This window comes from Candidatus Krumholzibacteriia bacterium (assembly GCA_035649275.1).
Lineage (GTDB): Bacteria > Krumholzibacteriota > Krumholzibacteriia.
The window spans coordinates 1-9,048 of the sequence record DASRJW010000065.1; the positions used below are offsets into that span (position 1 = coordinate 1).

At 66.5% G+C, this 9,048-nt stretch carries 8 protein-coding genes; 3 read left to right on the forward strand and 5 right to left on the reverse strand.

What is annotated here, in order from left to right; genetic code table 11:
• Positions 1 to 343 precede the first annotated feature (343 nt).
• Both hemN and hemG read left to right on the forward strand, forming a co-directional pair.
• Entirely contained in the window at positions 344 to 1,750 is a 1,407-nt protein-coding gene (gene hemN / locus VFE28_06460; protein ID HZM15627.1) for an oxygen-independent coproporphyrinogen III oxidase, read from the forward strand.
• Between the two features lie 7 nt (positions 1,751 to 1,757).
• Positions 1,758 to 3,176: a protoporphyrinogen oxidase gene (hemG, locus tag VFE28_06465; protein ID HZM15628.1), complete on the forward strand. Its 1,419-nt coding sequence runs from the start codon at positions 1,758 to 1,760 to the stop codon at positions 3,174 to 3,176.
• A 27-nt stretch (positions 3,177 to 3,203) separates the two neighbouring features.
• On the opposite strand, the gene VFE28_06470 is transcribed toward hemG, so the two are convergent.
• Positions 3,204 to 5,273, reverse strand: coding sequence for a M48 family metalloprotease (locus VFE28_06470; protein ID HZM15629.1), 2,070 nt, complete (start codon positions 5,271 to 5,273; stop codon positions 3,204 to 3,206).
• A 310-nt stretch (positions 5,274 to 5,583) separates the two neighbouring features.
• Here VFE28_06470 and VFE28_06475 point away from each other — a divergent pair, with 310 nt between their 5' ends.
• Complete coding sequence (locus tag VFE28_06475; protein ID HZM15630.1) at positions 5,584 to 6,603, forward strand: PA0069 family radical SAM protein; 1,020 nt, start codon at positions 5,584 to 5,586, stop codon at positions 6,601 to 6,603.
• A gap of 10 nt (positions 6,604 to 6,613) precedes the next feature.
• Here the strand turns inward: VFE28_06475 and rpiA are convergent, their stop codons facing one another.
• The 4 genes from rpiA to VFE28_06495 all read right to left on the reverse strand — a co-directional run.
• Positions 6,614 to 7,291: a ribose-5-phosphate isomerase RpiA gene (rpiA, locus tag VFE28_06480; protein ID HZM15631.1), complete on the reverse strand. Its 678-nt coding sequence runs from the start codon at positions 7,289 to 7,291 to the stop codon at positions 6,614 to 6,616.
• Between the two features lie 25 nt (positions 7,292 to 7,316).
• Positions 7,317 to 7,982, reverse strand: coding sequence for a hypothetical protein (locus VFE28_06485; protein HZM15632.1), 666 nt, complete (start codon positions 7,980 to 7,982; stop codon positions 7,317 to 7,319).
• A 257-nt stretch (positions 7,983 to 8,239) separates the two neighbouring features.
• A complete protein-coding gene (locus VFE28_06490) occupies positions 8,240 to 8,701 on the reverse strand; it encodes a cupin domain-containing protein (protein HZM15633.1) in 462 nt (153 codons plus the stop codon).
• Positions 8,702 to 8,777: 76 nt separating this feature from the next.
• Positions 8,778 to 9,048, reverse strand: a 271-nt coding sequence (locus VFE28_06495; protein ID HZM15634.1) for a glycosyltransferase family 1 protein, incomplete at its 5' end; no start/stop codon positions are given.

Consider the following 9,048-nt stretch of genomic DNA (forward strand, 5'->3'; position numbering starts at 1 on the left):
CCAGGAAGAAAAAATGCAGCACCGCATCCGCACCATGCTCTTCACCCGGCGCTATACCGACGAGGCTCTCAGCGCCACCTTCGAGAAGTTGGGCCTCGAAGTAGAGGAAATCGTGCACGTGAAGGACTCCAAGAGCCGGCCGCTCATCGCCCACTACCTCTTGCGCCGGGCTTGAATCCCGCGGGTCCTTGCCTGCAGGGGGTCGTTCGTCCCTGCCTCGAAAAAGGCGCCGGCCCGGCGCTTCCAGGCGATGGAAGAGCGGGGGCGAGCGGGCTGGTCACTGGGCGGCGGCACCGATATATTCGAGCAGGGAGGTGTGTGACGGGCACTGCGCCCTGAGACCATGAAATCCATCCAGCCCCAGCAACCGCTTCCCGAGCCCGAGCTGACGCCGGAGCTGATCCGCCGTTTCGACCGCCCCGGACCGCGCTACACCTCGTACCCTACGGCGGTGGAGTTCCACGCCGGGGTCGGGGAGGCGGACTATGCGGGCAAGCTCGCCGCAGCGGATGCCCGCAGCAGTGAACCGCTATCGCTCTACTTCCATCTGCCCTTCTGCCACGAGCGCTGCACCTTCTGCGGCTGCCACGTCATCATCACGAAGAAACGGGAACGCGCCCTCGAATACCTGGGGTACTTGCAACGCGAGCTCGATCTGGTGTGCAAGCATCTGCCCCACCGGCGGCGCGTCGCCCAGTACCACTGGGGTGGTGGCACGCCCACCTACTACACACCGGCGGAGATGCGCCAGCTGCACCAGGCTGTACTCGACCGCTTCGAGATCCTGCCGGAGGCCGAGGTCGCCATCGAGATCGATCCGCGCGTGACCACGCACGAGCACATCGACGTCCTGCGCGAATTCGGCTTCAACCGGCTCAGCATGGGGGTGCAGGACTTCACCCCCGAGGTGCAGGCCATCATCAGCCGATACCAGGACGAGCCGAGCACCCACGAGCTGTATGCTCACTGCCGCCGCCAAGGGTTCGACAGCATCAACGTCGATCTCATCTATGGCCTGCCGCTGCAGACCCTGGACACTTTCGCCCGCACCCTCGACTCGATCCTCGACATGCGCCCCGACCGCGTGGCGATGTACAGCTTCGCCTTCGTGCCCTGGAAGTCGGGCAATCAGAATGTGATGACCGAGGACATGCTGCCGCCCCCGGAGCTGAAGGTCGATCTCTACCTGCTCGGGCTGCGCAAGTTCGTCGACGCCGGTTACGTCCAGATCGGCATGGACCACTTCGCCCTCCCTGGCGACGAGCTGGCCCGGGCGTTGCATCACCACGCCCTGCATCGCAACTTCATGGGCTATACCACCAAGCCCGCCTCCGATAGCATCGCCTTCGGCGTTTCCGGCATCGGCGACCTGCAAGGTGCCTACATCCAGAACCAGAAGGCGCAGGACGCGTACTATGAGGCCCTCCGCGCCGCGCGGCTGCCAGTGTTGCGCGGGGTCTTGCTCTCCCGCGACGACGAGATCCGCCGGTACCTGATCACCCAGATCATGTGCAATTTCCACCTGGACGGCCGCGAGGTGGGGCGGCGTTTCGGGTTGGACTTCGAGACCACCTTCGCCGCCGAGCTGGAGGCGCTGCGGGAGCACGAGACGAACGGCTTCCTCCGCCTCCGCGACCACAGCATCGAGGTGACCCGGCTCGGTCGCGTCTTCATCCGCAACATCGCCATGGTCTTCGACAAGTACCTCGAGGGCAAGAAGAGCGAGCGCACCTTCTCCCGCACGATCTGAGTCCTTCATGCCTCCCTCCCGCACGCGCGTCGCCGTCGTTGGCGCTGGGATCTCGGGGCTCGCCCTGGGGTTCCACCTGCAGCGCCTGGGCGTCGAGGTGCAGGTGCTGGAAGAGCGCGAGCGCGCCGGCGGCAACATCCGTAGCGAACACCGTCAAGGCTATCTGTGCGAGTGGGGTCCGAACGGCTGGCTCGACAACGAACCCGCCACGGCGCGCCTGGTGGAAGCGCTCGGAATGCGAGAGCAGGTAGTGCAGGCGAGCGTCGCCGCGAGCCGGCGCTGGATCGTGCGTCACGGCAAGCTGCGGCTTCTGCCAGAAAAACCACAGGCGTTCCTGAGCAGCGACGTCCTGAGCCTCCGTGGTCGGCTGCGCGTGCTCCTCGAATGGGCGCAGCCGGCGCGCCGGGATGGGGCCAGCGAATCGGTCTTCGACTTCGCCGCCCGGCGCATCGGCCGCGAAGCTGCCGAGGTTCTCGTCGACGCCATGGTGACCGGCATCTACGCCGGGGACTCGCGCCGGCTCGACATGGAATGCGCCTTCCCGCGCCTACGCGAGATGGAGCGCCGCCACGGCGGCCTCTTCCGAGCCATGGCGGCAAAGCGGCGCGCAGCGCGCCAGGCGAGCGCCTCGGGCGGTGGCGCCCCTCGCCATACTGGTAGCGCCATGGGCCCAGGCGGCACGCTCACCTCTTTCACCGACGGGATGGAGTCGATCGTGCACGTCCTGTCGAGTCGACTCTCCGAGCACCTGCGACTCGGGACCGCGGTGGAGGGCATCGAACCCGTCGTCGTTCGGGAGGCCGGTGTACACCGCTGGCGCCTCGCGCTCCCTGGTCGCGGTAGCTTGGAAGCGGAGCATGTGGTGCTCGCGAGTCCGGCCTGGAAGGTGGCACCGCTGCTCCGGCCCCTCGACCCGGATCTCGCCGGCGCCACCGAGCGTATTCCCTCCGCGCCCGTGGCGGTCGTGTGTCTCGGCTTTGCAGCGCCGGACCTGCAGCACCTGACGCCAGGCTTCGGCTTCCTCGTGCCAGGGTGCGAAGGTCTCCCCATCTTGGGCACGCTCTTCGACAGCTGGGTGTTCCCGCATCGCTCCGACGCGCGCCACATTCTCATGCGGACGATGCTTGGCGGCGCCCGCGATCCCGGCGCCGTGGAGGCGAGCGACGCCGAGCTCGCGGAGCGCACTCTCGGCACCCTGCGCCGGCTCCTCGGCCTACGCGCCGACCCGGAGCGAGTCTTCGTCGTCCGCCATCCGCGCGGCATCCCGCAATACCCTGTCGGCCACCGGCATACGCTCGAGCGCATCGACACGGCGCTCACCCGCCACGCGGGCCTGCACCTCTCGGGGAATTCCTATCGCGGCATCGCCATGAATGCTTGCATCAAGGAAGCGGAAGCTCTGGCGCAGCGCCTTGCCGGCATCTGAACGCAGCCTTCCCATCCGGTGCTTGCGTCAATGCTGCAGGGGAGTCGCGCTCGAAGCGTCCGGCATTGCCGCCGGTGGGCAGAGCTCCGTTTCGACGCGCTCGGCGACGGCAGCGAGGCGGCCAAGGACGCGGAGATGGACCGCCGAAAGCAGCTGCACCAGGCTGGCGCACTGGGGCAGCACGGTCCATTCGAGGGCTACCGCCGCGGGCAGGTTGGCCTGAGCGAACTTCTCCAAAGTGATCGCCCCTTGGGCATGTTCGAATGGATAGGGCACCTCGCGCAACGCCTCGAGGAGCCGCCGTGTCCAGCGGGCGACAGCTTCCAGGCCATCGAGGGCCCGGCGCTTTTCTGCGTCACTGCTCTCTGCGTGCAACCGTTGCAGCTGTGCAGCGGCCTCGTTGTGGACGACGATGGCTTCATCGAGTTTCTTACTCATCCCTGCCAGCGCAAGGTAGACGGGATAACAACGCTCCACTTCCTGCGTCATCGCCTCGGCGTCCGCCAGGCGCTGGCGAGCGGAAGGTGTGGCGAGGAGCGCGAGGGCAGCCAGGAAGCGTTCGCTCATGACTCGACGCAGGTCGGCGACTACTTGCTCGTTCAGAGGCGGGGGGCTGTGGTTCGGCACGGTCTTCTTGGCAGCGGCCGCCTGACGCTCCGCTTCGAGAGCCTGCAAACCCAATTCGATCGCGCCTCGGGAGTGCGAGAGCACCAGCAAGGCCTCGGCCTCCGCTTCCAGTGGCTCCGGTAGCCGCTGCGGCAGCTCCACGGGATGCATGATCCCGAACAAGCCGTGGAAGTAACGACCCGCGTGCTCCATGTCGGCATCCAGCTCCTCCATCCCTTCCAGGAAATGTGGCAACGTCATCAGATTCTCCGGCTTGGGCTCGATGCCATGCACATCACGGTAGAAGGCACTGGTGACGGCGCGGGAGACTCCCGGGAAATCGACGACGAGGTCCGACGCCGGTCCCTCCAGGTGAAAGATCCCAGCGGCGCCTTCGGCCATAGCGCTCTCGATGCGGGCCGCATCGGCAGGATGGGTGTCGAAAAGGCTGGCCGGTTGTTCGATGCTCTCGATCTTTTTACGCAAGTCCTCCGGCATCTTCTCCGCCAGTGCCACCACCAGACCCGCATGATCGTCGCAGAGTCGCTTCTCGATCCATGAATCGGAAAGTACGCCGATGGCCCGTTGCGCCGCCACCGAGAGCACCCGCATGCGGAGAGCCGTGGAACGGAAGTGAGTGCTGCCGGCGACCCGTGCTTCGTAGCGGTCCGCATCGAGCTCCATCTGCCGGAGCATGAAGGTGCCGATCGCGTGCCCAGCCATCATGAGCAGCCAGAGGAACTTGCGCGTCACCCAGACCATGGCGCGGGCGAGGTAGAGAACGAGACCGATCCGAAACTCGACTTGTCGGGAGAGACGATGGATCTCCGCATCCCAGGCGTCCCGCTCGTAGACGACGCGGGCGAACCAGCCGTTCACCGAGCGGACGAGGTAGGTGAGGCGCATGCCGCTGCCTTGCGAGAAGTGTCCGAACTCGTGGGCCAGGACGCCGGCGAGCTGGCGCAGGGAGAGGCCGGCCAAGAGCGGCATGCCGATGGTGAGGCGCAGATCGCGGCCGAAGAAGCTCACCAGACCGCGACGGAACGCCGCCGATGCATTGACGTTGGCATCCACCGCCACCTGGGCGGGCGCCGGTGCCCGTACCGCCAGGCGCACCGACTCGACGAAGGCGAAGAGGAGGGGCTGGCTCGCAGCTTCCAGCACGATGGGCTCGAGTCGCCGCAGCGGCCGGGCGAAGAGCGGTTTGACCATGAACAGGAACAGGATCCCTCCTGCTGCCAGCGGCCCGAGGTAAACGAGCAATCGGTAGAGGATCGCGCCGCCGTGCAGGATTCTGACGCCGTGCGACGCGTAGTAACCGACTCCGTACGCCACCAGAACGGTAAATGCCACGTAGACGACCGGCAGGAGCACGGTCGCCAGTGCGACGAGCAAGAGCCCCAGACGGTAGGCCGGCTTGAGCGGCACGGGAGGCACGAATTCCCGGAAAGACTCGCGGAGAACGGACTCCGTGAGCGGGAACGCAGGCACGGCGGACCTTCGGGCTCTGGACCGATGCATGGCGATGCGCACCCGTGCACACGGGCGCTGGTGCCGCACCGCGGAGAATCCTGTGGGGAACGGGATTCTAGGAGAACCTCCAACGGCTGTCCAGGTCGGCTCTCCCCGCATTCGAGCGCTCGCCTCGGGTCTGCCTCGCCCGACCCCTCTCGGTCGCTTTTGCCGCGCTGGGCCCCGATCCGGCGCGCCTTGACTTCGGGATTTTTTCGTGGGACGATGGAGGCCGCCGGATGGCATGCCCTCCTCCGGAATCTACTTGTTCCCCTCGGGCGGAGCGGGCATGCGTCGCGTGGACAATCCTCCTAATCCCTTCGAGCCGCTGGAGCGTGAGTGGCTCGACGAGCCGCCTCCGGCGACACTCCAAATCTTCGCGGACGACAGCCGCGCCATCCTGAGCGAGAACTCCAGCCCGGATCTCCCCTTCCGCTGGAGCATCAACCCTTACCGCGGCTGCTTCCACGCCTGCGCTTACTGCTACGCGCGCCCCACTCACGAGTATCTCGGCTTCGGGGCCGGCACGGACTTCGAAAGCAAGATCGTGGTCAAGCCCCGGGCGGCCGAGCTCCTGCGTGCCGCCTTCATGCGCCCCTCCTGGACTGGCGAGCTCATCGTCTTCTCCGGCGACACCGATTGCTACCAACCGCTCGAGTCGCGCTGGCGGCTGACGCGGCGCTGCCTCGAGGTGTGCGCCGAGTTCCGCAACCCGGTCGGCATCATCACCAAATCTCCCCGCGTGCTCCGCGACCTCGACCTGCTGCAGGAGCTGCACCGCCGGGCCAACGTCTGCGTGTTCCTCAGCATCCCGTTCGCCGACGATGCCGTCGGCCGCGCCATCGAGCCGCAGGCACCGCCGGTGTCGAGGCGTTTCGAGGCTCTGCTCAGACTGGCGGAGGGGGGCATCCCCACCGGCGTTTCCGTGGCGCCGATCATCCCGGGATTGAACGACGCGGACATCCCCCGGATCCTGGAACGCGCCCGTGCGGCGGGAGCGCGGTACGCCCAGTCCGTGTTGCTGCGCTTGCCGGGTGCCGCGCTCCCCGTCTTCCTCGCGCGCCTGCGCACCGCCCTCCCCGAGCGGGCGCGCCGGGTCGAGAACCACATCCGCGCCGTACGCGGCGGCAAGCTGAACGAGTCCCGTTTTTTCGCGCGGCAGGCCGGTCAGGGCATCTACTGGGAGATGATCGAAAAGCAGTGGCAGCTGCACAAACGCCGTCTCGGCTTCGAGACGGGACGCAACGGCGAAAGCGAGAGCCGACCGCGGACCTTCGTCCGCCCCGGCGCGCAAGCTCGGCTGTTCTGAAACAACGACCTCAACGCACTTCGGTGCGGCGAATCACACGGGACGCTGCCGTGTCGCCCACGTGCAGCTCGTCCACGAGGTCGACGAAGAGGCCGTGACCCATGACGCCGGGGAGCACATCGAGCCTGGCCGCCAAGGCGGCCGGATCCTCGATGGCGCCGAAGTCGACATCCAGGATCTTGTTGCCGTTGTCGGAGAGATAGGGAGCCTTGCCGGCGAGACGGAGACGCGGCTTGCCTCCCAGAGCCTCGAGGCGCCGCCAGGCCGCACCCATGGCGAAGGGCAGTACTTCGACCGGGACGGCGAGGCGCAGCGTGTCGGCCAGTTTCGACGTGTCCACCATGAGGTGAACCCGCCGGGCGCAGCGCGCCACGATCTTCTCGCGCAGCAGCGCCCCCCCGTAGCCCTTGATGACGGCGAGACGCGCATCCACTTGATCGGCGCCGTCGATGGCGAGATCGAGCTCGGGGTGCAACTCCAGCGTCGTCAGCGGAATGCCTAGGCGCTCCGCCTCCTTCTGCGTCGCCAGCGACGTGGGCACGCCGATGACGTCGAGCTTCTCCGCGCGGATGCGTTCGGCCAACACCTGCAGGGCCCGCATCGCCGTCGAACCCGATCCCAGCCCGAGGATCTCCCCGTTTCGCACCACCGCCACCGCCGACCGCGCCGCACGCTCCTTCGGCTCCATGCACGCTCCTCCCGCGCTCCGATGCTCAGCGACCGCGGAACAGATTCTTGACGTGGCTCCAGCTCACGGACGCCGTGGGTGTGATGCCGGAGATGTCCAGGGCCCAGATCGAATCCTTGTCGGTGTCGGTGACCCAGAGATACGTTCCGTCCCAGGCGTTGCCGACCGGGTACAACCCCGGCGTGTTGTAGGTGTGCAGCGTGTCGCCGGTGGCCGGCTCGATGGCGAAGCCGATGCCGCGCAGCCATTCGGCGCTCCACAGGTAACGTCCGTCCCAGGCCAGGTCCTCGATGTAGCGCACCGGGAGGACGTGTCTTTGCTGCACCGCGAGCGTCACCGGGTCCAACTTGAAGAGCTGGCCGAACTCGAGTCCCTGCGACAGATCCGGCCAGCAGCTGAGCCAGATCGAGGTGCCGTCCCACTCGAGACCGACGCTGGGACCGGAATTCGCCGGTTTGGGGAAGGTGTTCTCGACTTCGATGCCAGTGGGCGTCGGGCGGAACTGGACGATGATCCCCTGATGCCAATCGCAGCTCCAGAGATACTGCCCGTCCCAAGCCAGACCCTCCGGGCTCCCCGGCAGATTCTGTCCCTGGTAGTGCTCCAGAACACCGCCGTCAGCAGAGTCGACCTTGTGGAGCGATCCATCCGTGAAGTTGTTGCACCATAGACCGCTGCCGTCCCAGGCCACACCTTCCGGATAATCGCCCGGTGAAGGGAACCCGCGTACGATCCTGACCCTTGGCGGCTGTGCGAGAGCCACCACGGCAACGACACCCAGCATGGCGAGAGCGGCTACGCCCACAGCGGGCCGGAACCCCAAGAACCCGTGCCACGAGCGAGTGCGCCCTGCGGGGGCGCTCGAAGTCTTGCGACCACGCGCCTTCATCAGACCCAAGGATAACAGATCCAACGTTCGGCATGCGTCCCAGTCACTGCGATCGTCACCTACTTGCGAACAGGATTCGTGGCCGTCGGACCTTCCGCGACGAGCTGAATCGTCACTGCTTCGTCTTTGGTCATGGCAAAGTGCGGTTGGTCCTTGGGCTCAACCACGACGCTCCCTGGACCCAAGGACTTCAGCTTGCTCTCGTCGAACGTGTCGCCGTACCCGTAATACAACGTACCCGAGAGAACCGTCCCTATCCTCCACACCTCAGAATGCGAGTGCGGCTCGATTTTGATGTGGGCAGGTATCCTGGTGTGCATCACGTAGATTCCTGCCTTGCTCGGGTCCCCCACGAGCACCGCAGATGCAGTACCCGGAGGCGCTGGGTTGGGAATGAATTTCTGCTCTGGCGGCGTGATCGTGGAGAGGGTTGCGAGATCGCTTTGAGCGAACGTGATGGCAGCCCCTACCACGGCGCCGGCGAATACGATCGATACCAGCCCTCTTCCATGCGCGCTCATTGTAGCCCTCCTTGTCTTGCGCTGTTGACTTCGCTCACTGCACGAACGTTCGAGCTCAGCGGGCGGCCCGTCACCCTTACTTCGCTTCGCCTCGCTCCCGCGCCGCCGGTGTGTGCCTCGTACCGAGGATCTCCTGGTACACCGAAGAATAACTCTGCGCCGCCGCCGTGATCGAGAACCGTTGCACCGCTTGCTGCGCCGCAGTACCGAGCCGAGCGCGGCGAGCGGGATCCTTCCGCAGCTCCTGCAACGCCACCGCGAGGGCTCCCTCGTCCCGCGGCAGCACACGCACCGCCGCCTCCCCCACCGTCTCCACGATCTCCGGGATGTCGCTCACGATGCAGGGG

What these genes read in the sequence shown, in the direction of transcription:
- hemG (HZM15628.1), top strand. Translation starts at nt 1,758, where the DNA reads ATGCCTCCCTCCCGCACGCGCGTCGCCGTCGTTGGCGCTGGGATCTCG.
- rpiA (HZM15631.1), bottom strand. Translation starts at nt 7,291, where the DNA reads ATGGAGCCGAAGGAGCGTGCGGCGCGGTCGGCGGTGGCGGTGGTGCGA.
- VFE28_06490 (HZM15633.1), bottom strand. Translation starts at nt 8,701, where the DNA reads ATGAGCGCGCATGGAAGAGGGCTGGTATCGATCGTATTCGCCGGCGCC.
- hemN (HZM15627.1), top strand. Translation starts at nt 344, where the DNA reads ATGAAATCCATCCAGCCCCAGCAACCGCTTCCCGAGCCCGAGCTGACG.
- VFE28_06475 (HZM15630.1), top strand. Translation starts at nt 5,584, where the DNA reads ATGCGTCGCGTGGACAATCCTCCTAATCCCTTCGAGCCGCTGGAGCGT.